We start from the raw sequence: 21,244 nt of genomic DNA on the forward strand, positions 1-21,244 counted from the left end.
ACGGTGCGCGTGACGATCAAGCTGTTCGCCGGGTTGAAGGAGCGGGCGGGCGCCGCGGAGATCGAGGTCGACCTGCCCGACGGCGCGCGCGTGCGTGACGCGATCGCGGCGATCGAGCACCTCGCCCCGCCCGGCCTGTGCCTCGTGCTCGCGGTCAACCGCATGTACGCCGGGGAGGACCAGCTGCTGTCGCCCGGGGACGAGCTCGCCGTCGTGCCGCCCGTCAGCGGCGGGGCGCCGCGCGTGCACGTCGCGATCCGGGAGGAGCCGCTGTCGCTCGACGGGCTCGCCGGGTTCGTCGCCGACCCGGCCGCCGGGGCCGTCGTGACGTTCGACGGCCGCACCCGCGAGGTCGACTTCCTCGACTACGAGGCGTACGCCGAGATGGCGGAGCCGGTCCTGCGGGAGGTCGCCGAGGCGGCGGTCGCCCGGCACGGCCTGTGTGCCGCCGCGGTCGAGCACCGGATCGGGCGCGTGCCGCTCGGGGAGCCGTCGGTGCTCGTCGCCGTGAGCGCCGGGCACCGTCCCGAGGCGTTCCTCGGGGCGCGCGAGATCATCGACGAGCTGAAGGACCGCGCCCCGATCTGGAAGAAGGAAGAGGGCGACTGGAAGCACGAGTCGGTCCCGCCGACCGGGCCGTGAGCGCCCGCACCGTCGCGTTCGCCGGACCGGTCGGGGTCGGGAAGACCGCGCTGGTCGCGGCGCTCGCCGGGATCGAGGACGCGCTCGTCGGGGCGCAGGAGCACCGCACGGGCCGCACCGCCCTGCCCCACGAGGTGCTCTGCGACGGCGTCGGGCTGGTCGACCTGCCCGGGAGCGTGTCGGGGCCGGTGCTGGCCGCGCTCGCCGCGGCCGACGCCCACGTGCTCTGCGTGGCCGCCGACGACGGGCCCACCCCCGAGCTGCTCGAGCACGCCCACCTGCTGGCGGCGCTCGACCGGCCGGTCGCGGCCGTCTGCCTCACCCGCTGCGACCGGGCCGGCGCCGCCCCCGGGCTCGCTGCGGGCCTGCCCGCGGTCGACGCCGCCGTCCCGGTGCTGCGCACGGACGCGGCGGCGACGGGCGCGGTCGATCCCGCGCCGCTGCTCGACGTCGTGCGCGGCGTCGACCGGCGGCCGGCGACCGGACCGGTCGTGCTGCACGTCGAGTCGGTGCAGGAGGTACCCGGGGCCGGGACCGCGGTCGTCGGCGGCGTGCTGCGCGGCACGCTCGCGGTCGGCGCGGCGCTGCAGCTCCTGCCCGCCTGGCACGACGCGCTCGTCGGCGCGGTCCGGGTGCGCGGCGCGCTCGCGACGCAGGCGGTCGCCGGGGATCGCGTCGTCGTGCGCCTCGACGGCGTCCCCGCCGGGGAGGTCGCGCCGGGGGACGCTCTCGTCGGCCCCGAGGCCGGGGTCGTGCGCTCCCGCGTCCTGGACGTCGCGCTGGGCGAGCACGTGCGGCTCGCGCACGGCTCGGCGGTCACCGTGCTCGCCGGGGCGCGCGAGGTGCGCGCGGAGGTCGCGTGGCTCGGTGGCCGCTTCCACCAGCTGCGGCTCGCCGCGCAGGACGAGCTGCTCGTGGCCCCGTGGGACCGCGTCGTGCTGCGCACCGGGGCGGGCGAGGTGGCGGGCGCGGACGTCCTCGATCCCGCCGCGCGCCGGCAGGGGCCGTCGCGCGAGCTGCTCGCCGCCCTGGCCCGCCGGGCGCGCGGCGAGCGCGACGGCTGAGCTCGCCGCCGGAGGCGGTCAGCGCACGCGGTAGACGACCGTGCCGTCCGGCGCGGCGAACGCGCGCGTGCCGAGCTGCGCGACCGCCCGCAGACCGGGCCCGGGGTAGGTCGTGCGCTCCAGCGCCCCGACGACGACGTAGTCGACGCCGTAGCGGCGCAGGACCGCGCGCGCCGCGGCGGGATCGGTGCCCGCGTACACGGTGGCGACCTCGGTCTCGCGCCGGCCGATGTCCTGGTTCCAGACGAGGTGGTGACCCGCCCACGCGATCACCGTCGCGCGACCGCTGAACATCGCGATCCGCCCGGCGGTCGTGTAGTCGGGGCCCGCGGCCTCGAGCACGACCGCGTCGCGCGCGGTGCGGTCGCGCAGCCAGCGGATCGCCGCGACGTCGCCGGGTGCGCTGCGCTCCAGCCAGCGCATGCCGCCGAGCTGCGCGGGCTCCGCGAACCCGCCGGTCCGCGCGTACGGGCCGGCGACGACGAAGACGGCGGACGCGACCGCCGCGACGAGCACCGCGCCCGCCAGCGCGGTCCGCGCCGTCCGGCCCGCGTCCGACCAGACCGCCGCCAGGAGCGCCCCCGACCCCGCACCGAGCAGCACCCAGGCCGAGAACGTGAACTTGAAGATCGTGTTCTGCCGCTCGAACGGGCCGCCGTCGAACGCGTCGCGGACGTAGACCACCTCGGGCAGCAGCAGCGACACGAGCGCCGCGCCGACGAGCACGAACGCGAACCCGGTCGGCGCGTCACGCCCGCGCGCCGCCACCGCCAGGGCGACCCCGGCGAGCCCCAGCAGCAGCACCGGTCCGGCCACGGACGCCCCCAGCAGGCCGAGCAGCAGCGCCACACCGACCGCGACCGCCGCGGCGCGCCACGCGCGCGTCGCGAGCGCCAGCAGCGCGACGGCGAGCAGCACGCCCTGCGTGAGCCCCAGGCGACCGAGCAGGTGCCAGAGGTCCTGGCGGTCGTCGACCGCCCCGGTGCCGTCGGTGCCCGGCTCGAACGCCAGCAGGAACGGCGCGAGCAGCACGACCGCGGCGACCGCGACCGCGGCCATCCACGCCACCACGAGCATCGCGGAGCGCGCATCCCGTGCCTGCGGTGGCCGGCGCCACCACCAGCCCGCGCCCGCGGCGATGAGCAGGCCCACCGCCCCGGGCACGTTCCACGAGTGCATCGCGTAGAGCGCGCCCACGGTCAGTCCCGTGAGCGCCGCGCGGGCCGCGGCCACCGCGGGCGGGCCCGCCCACGGTCCACGGAGCCACGCGTGCGCCGCGAGGGCGACCCCGAGCAGCACGAACGGGATCGCGAGCAGGTGGGCGTGCAGGTCGCCGAGCATCGTGGCGAAGAAGGGGAAGTCGTCGATCCCACCGGGCGTCACGCGCGAGGCGTCGAACCACGGCAGCGCGCGCAGCGGCCCGTCGTGGTCGAGCACGATCCGCAGCCCCTCGAGGTTCGACGCGAGCACGGTGAAGCCGGTGGCGACCGTGCCCGCGAGGACCGCGCGGCGCGGCCGCACCCGTGCGGCGAGACTGCCCGCGACGCCGAACACGGCGCTCGCGCTGAGCCCGAACGTCAGGCCGATCCCGAGGTTGTAGACGCGGTCGGGCTCGATCCCCAGCGCCGTGCCGACGAACCCGATCAGGTACGAGCCGAAGTAGTAGTAGTTGACCTCCTGCCCGGCGAGCCAGAGGTCGGTCGGCGGCAGCCGGTCGGTCCCGATCGTCGCGTGCAGCAGCATCATGTCCGAGGGCTTCTCGGTCCCGAGCACGTCCGGCGCGAAGGCGGCCAGCAGGCAGCCGAGCACGAAGAACGCCACGAACGCGACCTCCGCCCCGAGCACGAGCGCGCGCGCCGTGGGGGCCGGCTCCCGTCGTGGCGTCGCGCGGTGCACGCCCAGGCCCAGCGCGGCGACGGCGAGGATCCCGAGCCAGACCCAGGGCGCGGTCACCGCACCGATCCCGAGGCTCACGAGGAGCCAGACCGCGAAGCCCGCCAGCAGCAGCGCGAGCGGCCGCGCGACGCCCGCCCCGCCACCGGGCAGCCCGGCGAGCAGCACGCGGGCCGGTGGGAGCCCGGCGAGCCCGAGCGCGCCGACCAGCGCGAGGACCGCGAGCGCGTCAGCCATGCGCGGCCAGCCGCGCCCGCAGCCGCCGGCGGACCGCGGGCCACTCCTCGTCGACGATGCTGAACCAGGCGGTGTCGCGCACCCCGATGCCGGGCACGAGCTGCTTCTTGCGGTGGATGCCCTCGAACCAGGCGCCCATCGCGGTCATCGCGTCCCGGGACCGCTGGTTCTCGGCGTGCGTCTTGAGCTCCACGCGCATGCAGCCGAGGGCGTCGAACGCGTGGGTGAGCATGAGCAGCTTCGCCTCGACGTTCGCGCCCGTGCGCCACGCGGCGGGACCGAGCCACGTCCAGCCGATCTCCAGGCCCCGGTGCTCGGGCCGCAGCGCCATGAACCGCGTCGAGCCGACCGGCACGCCGTCGCGGACGCGCACGGTCGCAAACGGGAACTCGCTGCCCTCCTCGCGGGCGCGCAGGGCGTCGTCGATCCAGGCGTCGAAGCTCGCCCGTGACGCCGGGTAGGCCCGCATCCAGCGCCAGATCGCCGGGTCGCGCGAGGCGGTGAAGAGGGCGTCGACGTGGTGCTCGGCGAGCGGCTCGAGCCGCACGATCGCGCCGGTCAGCGTGCCGGCGAGCGGGGAGGGCCAGGGGCGGGCGTCGGACACGGCGCGCGGACCGTAGCGGCCGCGCGCCGCGAGCGCCAGCGGGGACCGTGGCGCGAGGTGGCTCCTAGAGCGCGCCGCCCGCCGCGGCGGGCGCGGTGGCGTCGCCGCCCTCCTCGCCCGCGGCCTCGCGGGCGAGCCACTCCTCGGCGCGCAGCGGGTCGTCGATGCAGCGCTTGACGATCGCGAGGAGGTCGTTCATCGACGCGACCTCCTCGACCTGCTCCTTGATGAACCACTGCATGAACTGCTCGCTGGCGTAGTCGCCGTGCTCGCGCGCGGCGGCGGCCAGGCCGTTGATCTGGTCGGTCACGCGCTTCTCCTGCTCGAGCGCGAGCTGGACCGGCTCGACGATGTCGCCGAAGCCGTTGCGCGGGCCGGCGACCGCGGGGATGCTGACCTCGGCGTCCGCGTCGAGCAGGTACTGGACCATCATCATCGCGTGGTTGCGCTCCTCGAGCGCCTGCGCGTAGAAGAACGACGCGAGGCGGGGCAGCGTCTCGCCGTCGTAGTACACGGCGATCGCGACGTACTGCTGCGAGGCGGCGAACTCGTAGGCGACCTGCTCGTTGAGCTTGGCGACGAAGGGGGCGGCGGGCATGCCCACATCGTATGCGGCCGAGGGGACGAGGACGCGCCCGGCGACGGCGTGTTAGGCTACCCGAAGCAATCCCGACCTCCCGTGTCGGTCTTTGCCCTGAACCTCATGTCCAAGACGCTCGCCCCCGGCAAGAAGATCACCGCGAAGAAGAAGTGCTGCAAGGACGGCCCGCGGTGCAAGAAGTGCCCGGTCGTGCTGAAGCGTCTCGAGACGCAGGGCTACTACGAGCGCCTGGATCGCCGCACCTACACGGTCGTCGAGATCGTGCCCAAGGCCGCGCTGAAGGCCGCGCGGCGCCGCGCGAAGTAGCCTTCGCGCCCTATGGCTACGTGTCTGGTGACCGGCGGTGCCGGGTTCCTGGGGTCCCATCTGTGCGACGAGCTGCTCCGTCGCGGGCACCGGGTGATCTGCGTCGACAACCTCGAGACCGGCTCGCTGCACAACATCGAGCACATCCGGGTGCCCGAGTTCGAGTTCCGGCAGCTCGACATCATCGAGCCCTACTTCGTCGACGAGCCGGTCGACTTCGTGTACCACCTCGCCTCCCCGGCCTCGCCGATCGACTACCTGCGGCTGCCGCTGCACACGCTCAAGGTCGGCTCCCACGGCACGCACCACACCCTCGGCCTGGCGAAGAAGCACCGCGCCCGCTTCCTCATCGCCTCGACCTCCGAGGTCTACGGCGACCCGCAGGTGCACCCGCAGCAGGAGTCCTACTGGGGCCACGTCAACCCGATCGGCCCGCGCGGCGTCTACGACGAGGCCAAGCGGTACGCCGAGGCGCTCACGATGGCCTACCACAAGCAGCAGGGCGTGGACACGGCGATCATGCGGATCTTCAACACCTACGGCGCCCGCATGCGCGCCCACGACGGCCGTGCGATCCCGACCTTCATGCGCCAGGCGCTCCAGGACCTCCCGATCACCGTGTTCGGCGACGGCAGCCAGACGCGGTCGTTCTGCTTCGTCAGCGACCTGATCGACGGGATGATCCGCCTGGCCGAGAGCGGCGAGCACTTCCCGGTCAACATCGGCAACCCCGACGAGTTCACGCTGCTCGAGCTCGCCCACGCCGTCGTGGACGTCACCGGCTCGGCGTCGGACATCGTCTTCGAGGCGCTGCCGACCGACGACCCCAAGCAGCGTCGCCCCGACATCACGCGCGCCAAGGAGCTCCTGGGCTGGGAGCCCAAGGTGGCGCTGCGCGAGGGCCTGCAGCGCACGCTGGACCAGGCCGGCCGCGACGCGCTCGTCGGTCACGCCCGCTGATCCGGGCGTGTCCGCCGGTCCCCGGTGGATGATCCCGGGCATCCACAACCGCGTTACTTCTGCGAGGGTGCGGCGTTATCGGTAGGGAGATGCGCACGCAGCCGGCGCCCGATGCCGCGCGCGGAACCGATCCGCGCAGCGCGACCGACGGGGTCGCGGGTCCTCCCCTGCCCGAGCGCGACGTCCGCGCCAAGCGCCCGCCGGTCCTGCGGTTCCTGCTGCGGCTCGACACCGCCCGCCGCCTCGGTCGCGTCCTGTCGCTGCTGCTGCTCGACCTCCTCGGGGTCTTCGCCGCGATCTTCACGGCGCTGATGATCAAGTACTTCGCGCGCGACGCGTTCGAGTTCTCGACGGTCATCGACCAGACCAAGCAGTACGCGTCGTTCGCCTACCTCGTCACTGCGCTGCTGTTCGCCCGCTCGGACATGTACGGGCACCGCAGCGTGCGCCCCGGCCTGACCCGGATCGTCGCCTCGCTGTTCCAGGTGATGGTCGTCTCGTTGATCTACGCGGTCGTCAGCGGCGAGACGTTCTCCTCCTACTACCTCTTCTACGGCTCGCTGGCGTTCGCCGTCGCGTACGTGAGCACGCTGCGCTTCGCCTACGAGCGGATCACCGGCTACCTGCTGTCGGCCGCCGGCTACGAGCGCCGCGCGGTGCTCGTCGGCTCCGGCCAGCACATCGAGCAGGTCGCGCACGCGCTGAAGGCCGGGGACGCCGGCGGCATCCACCTCGTCGGCTTCATCTCCCTGACGCCGCGGCCGGACAACGGGCTGCGCTCGCTCGGCTCGCTGGAGGACCTCTCCGACATCCTCGCCCGCGGCGGGATCGACGAGGTCATCATCGCCGACCCCGACTTCCCGCAGCCGCAGGCCGTCGACCTCGTCGACCGCTGCCACCAGCGCGGCGTCCGCGTGCGCGTCGCGCCGTCGACGATGGAGATCCTCATCCACCGCGCCGAGTTCCTGCCCGGCCAGTCCGTGCCGCTGTTCGAGCTGAAGCCCCCGGTGTTCGAGGGCGTCGACTTCGCGCTGAAGCGCTCGTTCGACCTGCTCGTCGCCAGCGTCATGCTGCTGCTGCTCTCGCCGGTGCTGCTCGTCGCCGCGCTCGCGGTGCGGCTCACCTCGCGCGGGCCGATCATCTACCGCTCGATCCGACCCGGGATCGGCGGCGTGCCGTTCGCGTGCTTCAAGTTCCGCACGATGTACCGGGACGCCGACCAGGTCCAGGCCGAGCTCGAGGACGCCAACGAGGCCAGCGGCGCGATCTTCAAGATCAAGGACGACCCGCGGATCACGCCCGTCGGCAAGGTCCTGCGCCGCTTCAGCCTCGACGAGCTGCCGCAGCTCGCCAACGTCCTGAAGGGCGACATGTCGCTCGTCGGCCCGCGGCCGCTGCCCCAGCGGGACTTCGACCGCCTCGAGGACTGGCACCGCAAGCGCTACCTCGTGCTGCCGGGCATCACCGGCCTGTGGCAGGTGTCCGGCCGCTCCGACCTGGACTTCGACGACCTGGTCCGCCTCGACTTCCTCTACCTCGAGCGCTGGTCCCCGTCGCTGGACCTCACGATCCTCGTCAAGACGATCCCCGCGGTCCTGAGCCGCCGCGGCGCGTTCTGACCCGCCGGCGCGTCCTCACGGTCCTGCTGCTCGGCGGGATCCTGCTCGGGGCGCTGCTGGTCGCCGCGCTGGTGCGCGAGTCGAACGTCGGCGGGGAGCCGAACGGGCCGGTGCCGCTGCGCGAGCTCGCCGCGCGCGACGGGCGCGACGTCGGCACCGCGGTCCCCGGCCCGGCGCTGAAGAACTACGCCGGCTACCGCGAGGAGCTCGCGCGCGAGTTCTCGACGCTGACGCCCGAGAACGCGATGAAGTGGGACGCGATCGAGCCGGAGCGCGGGACGCTGAACTGGACCGACGCCGACGCCGCGGTCGACTTCGCGCGGGAGCACGACATGGCGGTCCGCGGGCACACGCTGATCTGGCACAACCAGATCCCGCGGTGGCTGACGGACGGCGGCTTCTCCCGCGAGCAGCTCGACGGCATCGTCCGCGAGCACGTGCGCCGGACCGTCGGCCGGTACCGGGGGCGCGTGTTCGAGTGGGACGTCCTCAACGAGCTGACCGCCGACGACGGCTCCGGCTACCGCAGGTCCCTCTGGTCCGACACGCTCGGCCCCGACTTCCCCGCCCGGGTGCTGCGCTGGGCGCGCGAGGCGGACCCGGACGCGAAGCTCTACTGGAATGAGATCGCCGCGGACGGCATCAGCGCCAAGAGCGACCGCTTCTACGCGTTCGCGAAGGCGCTCAAGGCGGCGGGCGCGCCCCTGGACGGCGTCGGGTTCCAGGCGCACTTCAACCTCGACGGCGTCCCGAAGGGCTTCGAGGAGAACCTGCGTCGCTTCTCCGACCTCGGCCTCGACGTGCGCGTGACCGAGCTGGACGTGGCGCTTCAGCTGCCCGCCGACGACGCCGCCCGGGCCCGCCAGGCGGACATCTACGCGCAGGTCGTGCGCGCCTGCCGGCGCGTCGACCGCTGCAAGGGCATCACGGTGTGGGGCTTCACCGACCGGTTCTCGTGGATCCCGGAGACGCAGCCGGGCTTCGGCGACGCGACGCTGCTGGACCGCGAGCTGGAGCCCAAGCCCGCCTACCGGGCGTTCGCCGCCGCGCTGCAGGCGCCGACCCCCTGAGCGCCCCCGCCGCCGCCGCACCACCCGCCACCTCGCGGGGGGCGGTGAACGGACATTTCCAGCCCCCTGGGGGGCGGAAGATGGACAGCGCGACGGGGCGATCGCCCGAAGGCGTCGCAGGCTGTCCATCTCCTGCCCCCATGAGGGCTGGAAATGTCCGTTCACCGCGGCGGGGCGGGGTGGGGCGGGGCGCGGCGGGGGCGGGTCAGCGGGCGGCGGCGGTCCGCTCGATCGCCGCGCGGAGTGCGACCGCGGTGTGCTCGTGGTCGAAGGCGCCCACGCGCGCGGCGCCGCGGCGGACGAGCTCGTCGGACAGCTCGCGGTCCTCGAGGGCCAGGGTGACGAGCTCGGCGACGACGGCCAGGTCGCGGTCCTCGACGAGCAACGCCGCGTCGCCGACCACGGACGGGATGCCGCCGACCGGCCGAGCGACCACCGGGGCGCCGAAGTGGAACGCCTCGAGCAGCGGGATGCAGAAGCCCTCGTGCTCGGAGAGGCAGACGAACGCGCCGGCCGACGCGTACCGCGTGGCGAGCTCGTCCGCGGTGAGCGACGACTCGATCGTCACCGCGCCGGGCGCGAGCTGGTCCGCGAGACCGGCGAGCGCGGCACGGTAGTTCGGGTTCAGCGGCTCCCCGACGAGGCGCAGCGTCGCGTCCGGCAGCCGGTGGCGGCGCAGCAGCGCAACCAGGCGGATCAGCTCGTCCTGCCGCTTGTGCGGCGCGAGCCGCCCGACGAACAGCAGCTCGTGCGGTCGGCGCACCGCGTCCGGCGCCGGGGTGCCGAGCGTCCCGGGGTCGAACAGGATCGGGACGACGACGTCGCTGCCGAGCTCGGCGGCGTTGTACGGCGACACGCCCGCGACGACGTCGGCGCGGGCCGCGTACTCCGGCAGCTGCGCGCGGCCGAGCTGGCAGTGGATCGCTACGGTCGGCTCGTAGTCCCAGAACCAGCGGGCCGGGGTGACGTTGTGGGAGAGCAGGAGCGTGCGGTTGGGCAGGTCCAGCACGCGGCGCAGCCGCGGCGCGTACGCGGAGTAGTGGACGAGCAGCAGGGCGTCCGGCGTCGGCGTGCCGAGCGCGCGCAGCGGCCGCACCTCGGAGGCGATCCGCGGGTCGATGTGCCCGGCGAAGATGTCCCCGGACCACCCCCACGAGCGGAACAGCGTGCGGAACTCGCGCGCCTGCGTCGTGACCGCGTCGTGCGGTCCGGCGCCGCTCAGGACCTGGTGGACGATCACGAGGACGCGCCCCGCAGCCGCGCGTTCTCCTCCTCGAGCGTGCGCACCCGGTCCTCGAGCTCGGCGAGGTGGACGAGCAGGTGCAGATGGAAGCGGCTCTCCTGCGAGGTCAGCTCGTTGAAGTGCTGCTGCAGGCCGCGCAGCAGCAGCCGCTTCAGCCACGTGATCGGGGCGCCCAGGCGACGGGTCGAGCGCATCAGCGTCTCGTCGGGCTCGATCACCGCCCACTCCATCAGCGTCTCGGTCGACACGCGGTCCGTCGGCTCGATCGCGAAGCCCTCCAACGCGTCCGCGTAGGCGCCGCGCTCCCGGGCGGCGGCGGCCGCGGTGCGCGCGGCGTCCAGGGCGTCCTCGGGCCGCATCAGGAGGTCCCCATCATCCGGTGGTAGAACGGCATGCCCTCCAGGCACGGGCCGTCGAACGCGACCTTGCCCCCGTCGAGCACCACGACCCGCGCGCACGTGCGCTCGACGAGCGCGGCGTCGTGGGAGACGAGGACGAGCGTCGCGCCCGCCGCGACCTGGGCGGCGATCCGCTCCTCGCACTTGCGCTGGAACGCCTCGTCGCCGACGGCGAGGACCTCGTCGATGAGCAGGATGTCGGCGTCCAGGTGCGCGGCGATCGCGAACCCGAGCCGCACGTACATGCCGGAGGAGTAGGTCTTCACCGGCACGTCGATGAAGTCGCCGAGCTCGCTGAAGGCGATGATGTCGTCCATCCGCGCCTCGATCTGCTCCTTCGTGAGGCCGTGCAGCGCGCCGCCGAGCAGGATGTTCTCGCGGCCGCTGAAGTCGCGCCCGAAGCCGGCGGCGAGCTCCAGCAGGGTCACGACCTGGCCGCCGAGCGCGACCCGCCCGCGGTCGAGCGGCACGATCCCGGCGAGGACCTTCAGCGTCGAGGACTTGCCGGCCCCGTTGCGGCCGACGATCCCGACCGTCTCGCCGGGCGCGATCCGCAGGGTGACGCCGTCGAGCGCCTGGATCGCGCCCGGCCCGTGCGGCGTCGCGGCCCGGCGGCGCAGCACGAGCTCCTTCAGCGTGCCGCCGCGATCGGCGCGCACGCTGAAGGCGCGCGACGCGTCCTCGAGGAGGATCTCGCCCCGGGCGACGGTCGCGGTGCTCACACGATCACCGCCAGCTCGCGCTGCATGCCGCGGAAGATCGCCCGGCCGACCAGCAGCGCGAGCGTCGCCGCGACCAGCACGTACAGGAGCACCGCGGCGCTCGGGACGGTCCCGTCGTAGAGCACGTCGCGGACCGCCTCGATGAACGGCGCGACCGGGTTCACCCACGCCATCGCGAACTTCGCGGCCGCCTGGTCGGTGATGTCCTCGGGCTCGAAGAAGATCGGCGAGAGGAAGAACCACGGCAGCAGGATCGCGCTGAGGATCGGCGCGACGTCCCGGAAGTACGTGTGCAGCACGCTGACCGCGAGCGCGAGGCCGAGCACGAACGCGTACAGCGCGACGAGGATCACGGGCAGCAGCAGGATTGCGGGGTCCAGCGTGCCGCGGACGGCGATCGTCACGACCCCGACGAGCGCCAGCACGATCGTGAACGTCACCATCTGCACGGTGACGACGGCCCCGGGGATCGTCTCGCGCGGGAACGGCGCCTTGCGGATCAGCGCGCCCTGGTCCAGCAGGGCGGGCGCGCTGGAGAGCAGCGCCTGGCTGAAGAACATCCACACGACGAGGCCGACCATGAGGAACAGCGGGTAGTCGTCGTGCTCGGCCAGCGTGAACACGACCCCGAACATCAGGTAGTAGGCGCCCATCAGCACGAGCGGGTTCACGAAGTACCAGGCGATGCCGAGCACGCTGCCCTGATACTTCTGACGCAGCTCGCGACGGACGAGCTGCTCGAACAGATAGCGGTAGCGCAGGAGCTCCCCCATGGACCATGAGTGTCCCAACTCCGACCCCGACACGACCGCCCGCCGCGCCGCGGCGCAGGAGGTCGCGCAGCTCGTCGAGCCCGGCATGGCCCTGGGACTGGGGTCCGGGCGGGCCGTCTGGGCCGCCGTGGACGCGATCGCGACCCGTCTCGGGGACGCGACCGGCACGCTCACGGCGGTCTGCGCGTCGGCGGCGACGGAGCGGGCCGCCGAGGCCGCGGGCATCGTCGCGCTGCCGCTGATGGCGGGCAGCGACCTCGCGCTGGCGATCGACGGCGCCGACGAGCTGACCACCGGCCTGGACCTGCTGAAGGGCGGTGGCGGCGCGCTGCTGCGCGAGCGGCTCGTGCTGAGCGCCGCCCGGCGGTTCGTCGTGGTCGCCGAGCAGCCGAAGCTCGTCTCGCGGCTGGGGGAGACCCGCCGGCTGCCGGTCGAGATCGCCCGCTTCGGCGCGCAGGCGACGCAGCGGCGCCTGGCGCTGCTCGTCGGCGACCCGCAGCTGCGCCTCGAGGACGACGGCAACCCGTTCGTCACGGAGGAGGGGCACCTCCTGCTGGACGCGGAGATCCCCGGGGACGCCTCGCTGCCGCTGCTGCACACGCAGCTGCTCACCACGCCGGGCGTGATGGACCACGGCCTGTTCCTCGGGGTCGCCGACGAGGCGCTCGTCGGCCGCCCGGACGGCACCGTGGCGGCGTTCACCCGCGATCCCCTGGGCTGAGGTCCCCGGCCACCCGGGCCGGGCCGGGGCCGGGGCCTGCCGGGGCCGGTCCCGGAGGGCGTGAACGGACATTTCCGGCCCCCAGGGGGGCGGAAGATGGACAGCCTCGGGCCGTCGTTGCCCGGGATCGCCCTCGAGGCCGCCGAGCTGTCCATTTCCCGCCCCTCCCGGGGCTGGAAATGTCCGTTCACACCGCCGGGGGGCCGGGGGGCCGGGGGCGCCGGGGGCAGGCCCCGGGCCGGGGGCGCCGGGTGCCGGGAACGCCGCGCGCGCCGGGGCGCCGGGTGCGGTGGGTAGGGTCCGGCGGGTGACCGTCGTGATCGACCTGCCCGCCGCGATCACCCGTCGGGCCACGTCGGGCCCGCAGGACGGGCTGGTCGTCGGGGTCGACGCCGGGGGCACCAAGACGCTCGCCGCCGCGCTCGACCTCGCCACCGGCGCGGTCACGACCGGCCGGTCCGGACCGGCGAACCCCGACGCGATCGGACTCGACGACGCCGTCGCCGCGATCACGGAGGCGGTCGGGGAGGCCACCGGGGACCGGGAGGACGTCCGCGCGGTGCTCGTCGCGGGTGCGGGCACCGACGCCGCCACGCTCGGGGAGGCGGTCGTCCGGGCGCTGCCGTCGGCCGTCTTCGTCAACGACGTCGTCGCCGCCTGGGCGGCCGTCGCGGCCGGCGAGCCCGCCATCGCGGTGATCTCGGGGACCGGCTCCAACGCCCTGGGGGTCGACGGCGAGCACCGCGCCCGTCGCGCCGGTGGCTGGGGGCACGTCTTCGGGGACGAGGGCTCCGGGCACTGGCTCGGCCGCGAGGCGGTCGGCGCCGCGATCCGCGCCTACGACGGGCGGGACGCGCCGACGCTCCTCGGAACGCTGCTGTGCGAGGAGACGGGCGCCGCGTCCGCCGCGGACGCGGTGATCGGGCTCTACGCCGACGGGGCCGGCAAGACCCGCGTCGCCGCGCTCGCCCCGATCGTGTCGCGGGCGGCCGCGCAGGGCGACGCCGCGGCGACCGCGCTGCTCGCCCGTGGCGGGGAGGCGCTCGCCGACCACGTCGTCGCGATCGCCGACGCGCTGGACCTCGAGGCCGACGCCGGCCTGCCGATCGGGCTGACCGGCTCGACCTGGAAGGCCGGCGGCGCGCTCACCGCCCGGTTCGCCGAGGTCGTCGCCCAGCGGCTGCCGAACGCCGAGATCCGCCGGGTCGAGACGCCGCCCGTCGTCGGGTCGCTCGCGCTGGCGCTCCACGCCTGCGAGCGGTCCGACGCGATCGACACCCTCCTGCCCGACGCGGCCGCCGCGCTCGCCGACGCCTGACGCGCGCACGCGCCCGCCCGGCAGGGACCCCGCACCGCCCCGGTCACGGCGGCCGACCGGCCGATCTCCCCGCGGTCAGATCGTGACCGCGCCGTCCTCGTCGAGCGCCCAGAACGGGTTGTGCGCGACCTCCCACGGGTGGCCGGCGACGTCGAGGAAGACGCCGGAGTAGCCGCCCCACGGCGTCGGCGCCCCGGCGCGGCGCACGGTCGCCCCGGCGGCCCGCGCCTCCTCGAGCACGGCGTCGACCTCCTGCGGTGACCGCACGTTGTACGCGAGCGTGACGCCGCCCCAGCCGCCGCCGTCCTCCACGCACGAGTCCGCGGCGAGCGCGGCGCGCGACCACAGCGCGACCGCCATGCCGCCGCACTCCACGAACGCGACGTCCTGGGCGCGCCAGTCGTTGGCGACGGTCCAGCCGAGCCGCTCGTAGAACCCGACCGCGTCGGGGAGCGACGGCACGCCGAGGGTGATCAGGGACACGCGCTGCTGCATGTCCCGGCACGCTACGGGGTCGGGGCGTCCACCGGGAGCAGCTCGTGGATGCGGCCGAGCAGATCGCCGACCGCGGCGTGCGCCGCCGCGACGGCGGCCGGCAGCCGCGCGCCCGCCGCGAGCTCGAGACCGATCACGGTCGCGAACACGTCGCCCGCACCGGTGTCGTCGGCCAGCTCCACCGGGGCGGCCGGCACGGACACGGTGCCCGCGCGGGTGCGCACGGTGGCGTCCCGTGGCCCGTCGGTCACCACCAGCGCGCCGCCCACCGCGACGGCGCGGTCGCCGAGGTCGCGCATCCACTCGAGCTCGCCCGCGTTGACGACGACGATCACGCGCCGGCGCAGGGCGCGCGCCCACGACGGGTCGATCGGCTCGTGGTGCACGAGCCCGGTGCCGGTGGGGGCGTCGGGCCACCCGCGCACGAGCCCCTGCGGCGTGAGGACCACGACGACGTCCTGCTCGGCCTCGTCCAGCCAGTCGGGCGCGAGCTCGCGCGCCACCGGGCCGAGGTGCAGGACGCGCGTCGTCACCGGCGTCGACCGGGGCGCGACCATGCCGCCCCAGCCGAGCAGCTCCTGCACCCGCTCGCGGTCGGTGCCGCGGTTGCGGAACGTCGACGTCGCGTCGGCCTCGTCGCGCTCGAACGTGACGCCGTCGACGCGCGGAAGCAGCGCCGCGAGGTCGTCGGCACCGGCGGTCAGCACGTGCGCGGCCTCCCCGCGCAGCGTCGCGGCCAGGGCACCGTAGAGCACGGTCCCGCCCGCCCGCCGGGCGCCGCCCGGCAGGATGTCGACGGTCACGTGCCCGGCCGCGGCGTACATCCGGCAGACCCTACGTCGTCACGCGCTCGATGGTCTGGACCATCTTCTGCGAGCAGCGCGACGGGCCGGGCAGGCCGGGCCGCGCCCGCCACAGCGTGAACGCCTCGAGCCGGCGCACCGGCGCGCCCACAGCGTCCGCGGGGCGGGGCGCGTCGTTCTTCGTGAGGATGAAGTCCGCCCGCCGCGAGATCGGCACGTGCGGATAGGACGTGTTCAGCAGCGGTCGCTGCGAGCACAGCGGCTGCCCGTGCAGCATGAACGCGACCCAGTTCTGCTCCTGCGGGTCGACGTCCAGCCGGATCGACCGCCCGGGCGGCAACGCGTCGTCGATCGACCGCAGCGCCAGGACGTGCTTGGGCAGCTGGTCGAACGTGCGCGCGAGCTCGTCGTTGGCCGACCCGAACGCGCTGAGCAGCAGCACGACCGCGGCGGTCGGCCCGACCCACGCGGCCCGCGCCCGGGCCAGCCCGGCGATCGCGAGCACGAGCGCGATCGGCGCGATGAACGCGAGCGTCTTGAAGTGGAAGTAGAACCCGAACTCGCGGATGCGGAACCAGATCCCGAACACGATCGCGAACGCGATGACGCCGAGCAGCCCGTTGCGCAGACCGCGGGGCAGCTCGCGCACCGCGAGCCAGATCCCGGAGCCCAGGACCGGGATCATCGCGACGAAGAACCACCACTCGTCCATGCCCAGGAACCACGGCTCGGGGAAGTAGCCGGTCAGGTCGCCGCCCCAGTTGCGCAGCGTGCGCGTGGGGTTGAAGACGACGTTGTAGGCGGAGGCGCCCTTCTCGACGACGCCGCGGATCGGCACGAGCGCCACGAACCCGACCGGCACCATCCACAGCAGCGACCGCGGCCCGCGCCACAGCCCGCGCAGCCACGGGCGCACCCGGCGGCGCTCGGGCCACAGCAGGATGAGGATCGGGATCATCGGGATCGGCAGCGCGAGCGGGTACGCGAACGCGAGCACGGCGGTGAAGGCGACGAGCAGCCCGACGCCGCCGCGCGTGCGCTCCTTGACGACCCACCAGGCGAGGACGAACGCGAACGGCATCGCGAAGAAGCCCCACGTCTGGTTGAAGTACGGGTGCATGATCGTGTGGAGGACCATGCGGTCGAGCCCGACGAGCCCCATCGCCACGAGCCCGACCCAGCGCGGCGCCTGCAGCACCTCACGGGTGAACAGGTAGAAGCCCAGCGCGCTGAGCGCGAGCAGGACGGCGGCGAGCGTCGAGATCGTCTGGAAGACCTCGAGGCCCGCGAGCGTCGCGGTCGCGCCCAGGGCGTAGTAGATCGGCTGCTTGGAGCGCCACACCAGCGGCATCCGGTCGACCGGCTCCTCGACCGCCTCCGCGGTCGGGTAGTGGTGCTGCAGGAAGATCGCGCTGCCGACCGCCAGGTGCGCGTCCTGCCCCTCGCCGCCGACGGTCGCGAAGCCCGCCCGGAACAGCGGGATCAGCGCGACGCACGCCAGCAGCAGCGCGACGTAGAACGGCCAGCCCGCCCGCCGCAGCGCGGGCACCCCGCCGGAGCCGAGCACGCCCCCGGGCACGCGCCGGACGGCGACGACCGCGAGCACCGCGCCGCCCGCGAGCGTGAGCGCGAGGTTCAGCTCGAACGGCACGTACGCGAACCCCAGGACGGTCATGACCAGCGCGCACACGCACGCCCCGACCGGCAGCACCCACAGCCACTCGCGGGACCGCAGGCCCGCGGGCAGGAACAGGCGCGTGATCCCGAAGCCGCAGACCCCGAACAGGACGACCGCCGCGAACCCGGCGCGGGCGAGGTCCGGCACCGCGCCGCGCCCGACGACGCCCGCGGCGTCGGCGAGGTTGAGCGCCCCGAGACCGGCGAGCAGCGCGGCCGCGGGCGACGCCCAGCGGCGGCGGCTCAACGGTGGTCGTGGCGGCTGCGGGCCTGCGCCATCACGCGGCCCACGAACTGCGGGTTGCCCAGCAGGTAGCGGCGCCACATCCGCTGCGGCTCGATCGCCAGTCGGAAGATCCATTCCAGCCCATTGTCCGCCAACCACGCCGGGGCGCGCGGCACGCGCCCGGACACGTAGTCGAACAGCGCGCCGACCGTCCACACCACGTCGGTGTCGAGCAGGTGCGCGTTGCGCTCGACCCACAGCTCCTGCTTGGGGGAGCCCATGCCGACGAGCACGATGTCGGGACGCTTGGCGTTGATGTCCTCGACGACGCGCTCGTCGTGCGCGGAGCCGGGCTCGAAGTACCCGTGGTGCGTGCCGACGACGTTCAGCCCCGGGTACCAGCGGCGCAGGCGACGGGTCGCCTCGGCGGCGACGCCCGGCTCGCTGCCCAGGAGGTAGATCGACTGGCCGGCGGACTCGCACAGCGACGCGAGGCCCCAGACCCAGTCCGCGCCGGTCATGCGGTGCGGGATCTCGGTGTCCATCGCCTTCGCGGCGAGGCGGACGCCGTACCCGTCGCAGTACACGAGGTCGCTCGACTCGAGCGCCCGGCGCAGGGCCGGGATCGCGTGCGACTGGTTCAGGACGTGCGCGTTGACGTACATGACGCGACGGGGGCCCTGCCCGTCCCCGACCCAGCCGGTGATCCGGCGCAGCAGGTCGGCGGGCTCGGCGAGGTCGACCGGGATCTCGAAGATGTTCGACCGCGCGGGGGTGTCCGCGTGGGCGTGCTTCCTCGTGTCCTGGACCTCGATCGTCGCGTCGTCGATGACTGTCGTCACCTCGGGTTCCTCCCTGCCCGGGTTTCCCCTACCGCGCGGGATCGTACGGGTTGTCACGGACGCAGGCAACGCCGAGCGTGCCCCGCGGGCCCCCGCGCGGGCATCCGCCGTACCCTTCCCCGGGCATGCGCACCGTCGTCCTCGACGCCCGGGACGCGTTCGCCCAGCCCCTGCGCGGCTGGGGACGCTCGGTCCTCGGCCTGGTCCAGCACCTGCCCGGCGCGCTCGGCGACGACCTGCGGCTCGAGCTCGTCCGGGAGGGCGGCGGCCCGCTGGAGGTGCTGTTCGAGCAGGTCCAGCTGCCGCGGATCGCGCGCCGTGCGGGCGCGGACCTCGTGCACGCGCCGAACTGCTTCCTGCCGCTGCGCCGCTCCTGTCGTGGCGTGGTCACCGTGCACGACCTCGCGTTCGAGGCGCACCCCGACGACTTCGCGCGAACGACGGGCCTGAAGTACCGGGCGATCACGCGACGCGCGGTGCACTCCGCCGACGCCGTGATCTGCGTGAGCGCCTGGACCGCCGCGGACGTGGCCGACCGCTACGGCGTCCCCGCCGAGAAGCTCCACGTCGTCCACAACGCGCCGTCGCTGCCGCTGACCGACGGGCCCGCGGGCCTCGCCGCGGCCGGCCTGCGGGACGACGGGCGCCCCTACCTGCTCGCGGTCGGGGACCTGCGGGCGAAGAAGAACCTCGCCCGGCTGGAGGCGGCGCACGGGGCGCTCGTGGCCCGCGGGGCGCTCGAGCACCGGCTGATCCTCGCCGGGACCGACACCGCCACCCGCGACCACGAGCCGGGCCGCCACGGCGCCGAGACGACCGGCTACCTCGACGACCGGGCGCTCGACGCGCTGATGCGCGGCGCCGACCTGCTCGTGCACCCGAGCCTCTACGAGGGCTTCGGGCTCGTCCTCGTGGAGGCGATGGCCCGCGGCGTCCCGGTCGCCTGCGCGGACGCGACCGCGCTCCCGGAGACCGCGGGGGGCGCCGCCGAGCTGTTCGACCCGCTCGACGTGGAGGCGATCGCCGACGCGATCCTGCGCGCCCTGGGCCGCCGCGACGCGCTGGTCGCCGCCGGGCGCGTGGTCGCCGCCGCGCACACCTGGGAGGCCACCGCGCGGGCGACCGCCGCGGTCTACCGGCAGGTGCTCGACGCGTGAGCCCGGCGCGCACCACGATCCTCGTGCTCAGCGTCGACGAGGCGCACCGGCTCGAGCACTCGCTGCCGGCCGCCGCCGTGCAGCCGGACGCCGAGGTCGTCGTGATCGACAACGCGTGCACGGACACGACCCGCACGGTCGCCGAGCGGCACGGCGCGCGGGTCGTCGCGCTGTCGCAGCGGCGCAGCTACGCCGCGGCGATCAACGCGGGCCTCGCGGCCACCGACGGGGAGGCCGTGCTGCTCCTGAACGCCGACTGCGTGCTGGACGCGGGCTTCCTCGCCGCCGCCCGGCCGCAGCTCGACCGGCCCGGGATCGGCTCCGTCGCGCCGCGCCTGGTGCGCGCGACCGGCATGACCGAGGCGGAGCGGCTGGAGGTCCTCGACACCGCCGCGATGGCGATCGACCGCCGGCGCAAGAACGGGCTCGTCGGGCACGGGGAGCCGATGGCCCGTCGCGCGCGCCGCGCCCCGGTGTTCGGGGGTGACGGCGCGTGCGTGCTCTACCGCCGCGAGGTGCTCGACGCGTGTGCGGTCGGGGCCGAGGTGCTCGACGAGGACATGGAGCTGTGGGCCAGCGACGTCGACCTCGCGTGGCGCGCCCAGCTGCTCGGGTACGGCTGCACGTACGAGCCGGCCGCCCTGGCCTGGCACGTGCGGTTCTACTCGCCGACCACGCGGTCGCAGATCAGCCCGGCGCACCGGACGCTGCAGTTCCGCAACCGGCTGCTGATGATCGCCAAGAACGACAGCGCCCGGTCGCTCGCGCGCGACCTGCCGCGGCTGCTGCTCTACGAGGTCCTGGCGCTCGGCTACGCGGTCCTGCGCGAGCGCCACCTGCTGCGCGGGTACCGCGACGCCTACCGGCTGCTCCCGGGGGCGCGCCGCCGGCGCGCGGTGCTGCGCGCGCGGATGGCCGAGCGCGGCGGTGCGGCGGCCGCGCCGTTCGGCCTGGAGCCGCCCGTCAGCCCCTGAGCGGGCGCGCGAGGACCTGCATGCGGTCGCGGAAGTCCGGGGCCCACAGGCGCTCCGCGAGCCCGACCCGCGCGGCGGCGCCGACCGCGGTCCGCGACAGCGCCGGGGAGTAGCCCGCCAGTCGCTCGAGGTAGTAGCGGACGGTGAACGCCTTCGGGGCCGTCGCGACCTCGAGCACCTCCCAGCCGTGCGTGCGCAGCAGCGTGCGGACCGACGTGCGCGTGAAGTACTGCACGTGCGTGGGCAGCACCGACCACCAGCGCGCGCCGAGCCCGCGCGCCACCGCGCTGCCCGCGTCGGGGAGCGCGAACCACGCCACGCCGCCCGGCCGCAGGAGCGCGGCGATGCGCTGAAGCGCCTCCCCGGGCCGCGGCAGGTGCTCGAGCACGTCGCCGAGCACGACCGCGTCGTAGCCGGCCGGCGGCAGCGCGGCGGTGAAGAGGTCCTCGGTCCGCACGTCCAGCCCGAGCTCGTCGCGGGCGAACGCGGACGCGAACGTGCTCGGCTCGACGCCGGTCGTGCGCCAGCCCCGGTCGCGCGCCTCGGCGAGCAGAAACCCGACCCAGCAGCCGAGGTCCAGCAGCTCCTCCGTGCGCGCGGCGTGCCGCTCGATCCGCTCGAGCGCTCGTCGGGCCGTCTCGCGCTGCCCGACCTCCTCCGCGACGTAGTCCGCCGACGCCGCGTCGGCGTACGCCTGCTCGAGCACCGCGTCCTGCGGCATCGGCGACAGCTGCATGTGCCCGCAGGCCGGGCAGCGCACGATGTCCGCCAGCGCGGTGCCGTACCGGTCGGTGGTCGGGATCAGGCCGTCGGCGCCCATCTCGCCGGCGACGCGCAGGTGGTCGCGCAGGCCGCGGGTGCCGCAGGCCACGCAGGACGGACCGGTCGCGTTCACGGCG

The 21,244-nt window shown here is 74.8% G+C and carries 22 protein-coding genes; 10 read left to right on the plus strand and 12 right to left on the minus strand.

All coding sequences use genetic code 11. The features are described 5' to 3' along the window. Positions 1-9 precede the first annotated feature (9 nt). Both GKE82_RS18245 and GKE82_RS18250 read left to right on the plus strand, forming a co-directional pair. Positions 10-642 carry a molybdenum cofactor biosynthesis protein MoaE gene (locus GKE82_RS18245; protein ID WP_154734269.1) on the plus strand — a complete coding sequence of 211 codons (633 nt, stop codon included), beginning with the start codon at positions 10-12 and terminating at the stop codon, positions 640-642. Next, on the plus strand, positions 639-1,706 hold the full coding sequence (locus GKE82_RS18250; RefSeq protein WP_107568488.1) for a GTPase: 1,068 nt from the start codon (positions 639-641) through the stop codon (positions 1,704-1,706). Before GKE82_RS18245 ends, GKE82_RS18250 begins: the two co-directional genes overlap by 4 nt. Before the next feature lie 18 nt (positions 1,707-1,724). Here GKE82_RS18250 and GKE82_RS18255 read toward each other — a convergent pair whose 3' ends face one another. The 3 genes from GKE82_RS18255 to GKE82_RS18265 all read right to left on the minus strand — a co-directional run bounded on the left by GKE82_RS18255 (position 1,725) and on the right by GKE82_RS18265 (position 5,038). Then, a complete protein-coding gene (locus tag GKE82_RS18255; RefSeq protein WP_154734270.1) occupies positions 1,725-3,836 on the minus strand; it encodes a DUF2298 domain-containing protein in 2,112 nt (703 codons plus the stop codon). Further along, on the minus strand, positions 3,829-4,440 hold the full coding sequence (locus GKE82_RS18260; RefSeq protein WP_196189302.1) for a GNAT family N-acetyltransferase: 612 nt from the start codon (positions 4,438-4,440) through the stop codon (positions 3,829-3,831). The genes GKE82_RS18255 and GKE82_RS18260 overlap by 8 nt, the downstream gene beginning before the upstream one ends. A 64-nt stretch (positions 4,441-4,504) precedes the next feature. Next, positions 4,505-5,038, minus strand: coding sequence for a ferritin (locus tag GKE82_RS18265; RefSeq protein WP_107568491.1), 534 nt, complete (start codon positions 5,036-5,038; stop codon positions 4,505-4,507). 105 nt (positions 5,039-5,143) lie between these two features. On the opposite strand from GKE82_RS18265, the gene GKE82_RS18270 reads away from it, so the two are divergent. From GKE82_RS18270 to GKE82_RS18285, 4 genes are all read left to right on the plus strand, one after another. Continuing rightward, on the plus strand, positions 5,144-5,347 hold the full coding sequence (locus GKE82_RS18270) for a hypothetical protein (protein ID WP_107569731.1): 204 nt from the start codon (positions 5,144-5,146) through the stop codon (positions 5,345-5,347). Positions 5,348-5,359: 12 nt separating this feature from the next. Next, complete coding sequence (locus GKE82_RS18275; protein WP_107568492.1) at positions 5,360-6,307, plus strand: UDP-glucuronic acid decarboxylase family protein; 948 nt, start codon at positions 5,360-5,362, stop codon at positions 6,305-6,307. A gap of 89 nt (positions 6,308-6,396) precedes the next feature. Beyond that, the gene (locus GKE82_RS18280; RefSeq protein ID WP_107568493.1) at positions 6,397-7,926 is read left to right on the plus strand and encodes a sugar transferase; all 1,530 of its coding nucleotides are present in this window, start codon (positions 6,397-6,399) and stop codon (positions 7,924-7,926) included. Positions 7,927-7,997: 71 nt separating this feature from the next. Beyond that, positions 7,998-8,996: an endo-1,4-beta-xylanase gene (locus tag GKE82_RS18285; RefSeq protein ID WP_196189303.1), complete on the plus strand. Its 999-nt coding sequence runs from the start codon at positions 7,998-8,000 to the stop codon at positions 8,994-8,996. 205 nt (positions 8,997-9,201) lie between these two features. Here the strand turns inward: GKE82_RS18285 and GKE82_RS30960 are convergent, their stop codons facing one another. The 4 genes from GKE82_RS30960 to GKE82_RS18305 are packed head-to-tail and all read right to left on the minus strand — an operon-like array spanning position 9,202 to position 12,132. Continuing rightward, a complete protein-coding gene (locus GKE82_RS30960) occupies positions 9,202-10,236 on the minus strand; it encodes a glycosyltransferase (protein ID WP_154734273.1) in 1,035 nt (344 codons plus the stop codon). Then, positions 10,233-10,598: a hypothetical protein gene (locus GKE82_RS18295; RefSeq protein ID WP_107568496.1), complete on the minus strand. Its 366-nt coding sequence runs from the start codon at positions 10,596-10,598 to the stop codon at positions 10,233-10,235. The genes GKE82_RS30960 and GKE82_RS18295 overlap by 4 nt, the downstream gene beginning before the upstream one ends. Next, positions 10,598-11,359 carry an ABC transporter ATP-binding protein gene (locus GKE82_RS18300; RefSeq protein WP_309233693.1) on the minus strand — a complete coding sequence of 254 codons (762 nt, stop codon included), beginning with the start codon at positions 11,357-11,359 and terminating at the stop codon, positions 10,598-10,600. Before GKE82_RS18300 ends, GKE82_RS18295 begins: the two co-directional genes overlap by 1 nt. Next, positions 11,356-12,132 (minus strand): ABC transporter permease, encoded by a 777-nt coding sequence (locus GKE82_RS18305; RefSeq protein WP_196189304.1) that lies wholly within the window; start codon positions 12,130-12,132, stop codon positions 11,356-11,358. Before GKE82_RS18305 ends, GKE82_RS18300 begins: the two co-directional genes overlap by 4 nt. Between GKE82_RS18305 and rpiA the strand changes: the two genes are divergently transcribed. Both rpiA and GKE82_RS18315 read left to right on the plus strand, forming a co-directional pair. Continuing rightward, positions 12,131-12,853, plus strand: a complete 723-nt coding sequence (gene rpiA, locus GKE82_RS18310; RefSeq protein ID WP_154734275.1) for a ribose 5-phosphate isomerase A — start codon at positions 12,131-12,133, stop codon at positions 12,851-12,853. The two genes, GKE82_RS18305 and rpiA, sit on opposite strands and share 2 nt — an antisense overlap. 307 nt (positions 12,854-13,160) lie before the next feature. After that, complete coding sequence (locus tag GKE82_RS18315; RefSeq protein WP_154734276.1) at positions 13,161-14,171, plus strand: BadF/BadG/BcrA/BcrD ATPase family protein; 1,011 nt, start codon at positions 13,161-13,163, stop codon at positions 14,169-14,171. Positions 14,172-14,246: 75 nt separating this feature from the next. On the opposite strand, the gene GKE82_RS18320 is transcribed toward GKE82_RS18315, so the two are convergent. Genes GKE82_RS18320 through GKE82_RS28970 form a run of 4 tightly spaced genes read right to left on the minus strand, consistent with a single transcriptional unit; the run spans position 14,247 to position 18,214 of the window. Beyond that, on the minus strand, positions 14,247-14,666 hold the full coding sequence (locus GKE82_RS18320; RefSeq protein WP_154734277.1) for a VOC family protein: 420 nt from the start codon (positions 14,664-14,666) through the stop codon (positions 14,247-14,249). Positions 14,667-14,677: 11 nt separating this feature from the next. Further along, positions 14,678-15,490, minus strand: coding sequence for a PfkB family carbohydrate kinase (locus GKE82_RS18325; protein ID WP_154734278.1), 813 nt, complete (start codon positions 15,488-15,490; stop codon positions 14,678-14,680). Positions 15,491-15,500: 10 nt separating this feature from the next. Next, the gene (locus GKE82_RS18330; protein WP_154734279.1) at positions 15,501-17,393 is read right to left on the minus strand and encodes a hypothetical protein; all 1,893 of its coding nucleotides are present in this window, start codon (positions 17,391-17,393) and stop codon (positions 15,501-15,503) included. Next, the gene (locus GKE82_RS28970; RefSeq protein WP_107568503.1) at positions 17,390-18,214 is read right to left on the minus strand and encodes a WecB/TagA/CpsF family glycosyltransferase; all 825 of its coding nucleotides are present in this window, start codon (positions 18,212-18,214) and stop codon (positions 17,390-17,392) included. Before GKE82_RS28970 ends, GKE82_RS18330 begins: the two co-directional genes overlap by 4 nt. Positions 18,215-18,339: 125 nt before the next feature. On the opposite strand from GKE82_RS28970, the gene GKE82_RS18340 reads away from it, so the two are divergent. Both GKE82_RS18340 and GKE82_RS18345 read left to right on the plus strand, forming a co-directional pair. Beyond that, positions 18,340-19,371: a glycosyltransferase family 1 protein gene (locus GKE82_RS18340; RefSeq protein ID WP_154734280.1), complete on the plus strand. Its 1,032-nt coding sequence runs from the start codon at positions 18,340-18,342 to the stop codon at positions 19,369-19,371. After that, entirely contained in the window at positions 19,368-20,345 is a 978-nt protein-coding gene (locus tag GKE82_RS18345; protein WP_196189305.1) for a glycosyltransferase, read from the plus strand. Before GKE82_RS18340 ends, GKE82_RS18345 begins: the two co-directional genes overlap by 4 nt. Here GKE82_RS18345 and GKE82_RS18350 read toward each other — a convergent pair. Then, complete coding sequence (locus tag GKE82_RS18350) at positions 20,335-21,240, minus strand: bifunctional 2-polyprenyl-6-hydroxyphenol methylase/3-demethylubiquinol 3-O-methyltransferase UbiG (RefSeq protein ID WP_154734281.1); 906 nt, start codon at positions 21,238-21,240, stop codon at positions 20,335-20,337. The genes GKE82_RS18345 and GKE82_RS18350 overlap by 11 nt on opposite strands. Positions 21,241-21,244 lie beyond the last annotated feature (4 nt).

It is taken from the genome of Conexibacter sp. W3-3-2 (assembly GCF_009707605.1).
Lineage (GTDB): Bacteria > Actinomycetota > Thermoleophilia > Solirubrobacterales > Solirubrobacteraceae > Paraconexibacter > Paraconexibacter algicola.

Excerpts from the sequence above, each read along its gene's own strand:
- GKE82_RS18255 (WP_154734270.1), bottom strand. The coding sequence starts at position 3,836 with ATGGCTGACGCGCTCGCGGTCCTCGCGCTGGTCGGCGCGCTCGGGCTC.
- GKE82_RS18265 (WP_107568491.1), bottom strand. The coding sequence starts at position 5,038 with ATGCCCGCCGCCCCCTTCGTCGCCAAGCTCAACGAGCAGGTCGCCTAC.
- GKE82_RS18270 (WP_107569731.1), top strand. The coding sequence starts at position 5,144 with ATGTCCAAGACGCTCGCCCCCGGCAAGAAGATCACCGCGAAGAAGAAG.
- GKE82_RS18275 (WP_107568492.1), top strand. The coding sequence starts at position 5,360 with ATGGCTACGTGTCTGGTGACCGGCGGTGCCGGGTTCCTGGGGTCCCAT.
- GKE82_RS18280 (WP_107568493.1), top strand. The coding sequence starts at position 6,397 with ATGCGCACGCAGCCGGCGCCCGATGCCGCGCGCGGAACCGATCCGCGC.
- GKE82_RS18295 (WP_107568496.1), bottom strand. The coding sequence starts at position 10,598 with ATGCGGCCCGAGGACGCCCTGGACGCCGCGCGCACCGCGGCCGCCGCC.
- rpiA (WP_154734275.1), top strand. The coding sequence starts at position 12,131 with ATGGACCATGAGTGTCCCAACTCCGACCCCGACACGACCGCCCGCCGC.
- GKE82_RS18305 (WP_196189304.1), bottom strand. The coding sequence starts at position 12,132 with ATGGGGGAGCTCCTGCGCTACCGCTATCTGTTCGAGCAGCTCGTCCGT.
- GKE82_RS18320 (WP_154734277.1), bottom strand. The coding sequence starts at position 14,666 with ATGCAGCAGCGCGTGTCCCTGATCACCCTCGGCGTGCCGTCGCTCCCC.
- GKE82_RS18325 (WP_154734278.1), bottom strand. The coding sequence starts at position 15,490 with ATGTACGCCGCGGCCGGGCACGTGACCGTCGACATCCTGCCGGGCGGC.
- GKE82_RS18340 (WP_154734280.1), top strand. The coding sequence starts at position 18,340 with ATGCGCACCGTCGTCCTCGACGCCCGGGACGCGTTCGCCCAGCCCCTG.